The sequence below is a fragment of the Vibrio sp. 1641 genome (assembly GCF_033339995.1).
Classification (GTDB): Bacteria; Pseudomonadota; Gammaproteobacteria; order Enterobacterales; family Vibrionaceae; genus Vibrio; species Vibrio alginolyticus.
This window is the reverse complement of sequence record NZ_JAWOVP010000089.1, coordinates 1-853: the sequence shown is the minus strand read 5'-3', so window position 1 is coordinate 853 and position 853 is coordinate 1. Positions and strand designations below refer to the sequence as shown.

Below are 853 nucleotides of genomic sequence, written 5' to 3'. Positions count from 1 at the left end.
GTGATTGATAAGATCGAATTTGAAGGTGCCTATCTTGCACAAGAGACGTTGTTGTTTGCTCTATTGTTTTCTTGGATGGCTTTAGGGCTGGCTTTCTCTCTGCATGAACTACGGAAAAACAGAGCGGCGTATGAAAAAGCGAAGCGTCGTCATCGTCATCTAGAAAAAGTGAATGGCACTTTGCGCGCGCAGAATTACGAATTTGCCGAGTTGGCGCACCGAGATGCGCTAACCGGAGCGATGAACCGTCATGCTGTACAAACTTGGTTAGAACAGCAAGCACGCCAAGTACGTTGGGGGCACTCGACGTTGAGCATCCTTTATATGGATTTAGATAACTTTAAGAAGATTAACGATAAGTTCGGGCATCAAATGGGGGATGACATTCTGCGTGAGTTCGTCATGGTCGTTGCCAGTTCTATTGCACCTGATGACCGTTTGGTTCGTTGGGGGGGGGAAGAGTTTGTGGTTTTCTGCCCAGATACCAATATCGAACAAGCCGTGAAAAAGGCCGAGATGATACGCAAGAATGTCGCAAACCACTTGTGGGTTCATGGTGAGGCGCTTACTTGCAGTATTGGCGTGGCCCAAATGCAAAATGAGCGGGTAACCGAGACCATGGCAAGAGCCGATGAAGTATTGTATCTCGCTAAGCGTAATGGTCGAAACCGCGTTGAAGTGAATTACGGATTGTTGAGTTGCCAAAAGAATGAGGCATAAATAGACAGCATGACGTTCTAGCGATTCACACTTTTCGTTTAAACGCGCCGTTGTACTGAGCTTATGAAAGCAAAGTATGACGGCTTTTTTGTGTCTACAGTTTGTGTTGGCAGGCTATTGAGTTCGATTGTTC

Annotated in this window: 1 protein-coding gene; it reads left to right on the top strand. The window is 46.4% G+C overall.

All coding sequences use genetic code 11. The features are described from left to right. Window positions 1–720: GGDEF domain-containing protein (locus R7Z47_RS24315; RefSeq protein ID WP_318130700.1), on the top strand; the 720-nt coding region annotated here is incomplete at its 5' end. Window positions 721–853 lie beyond the last annotated feature (133 nt).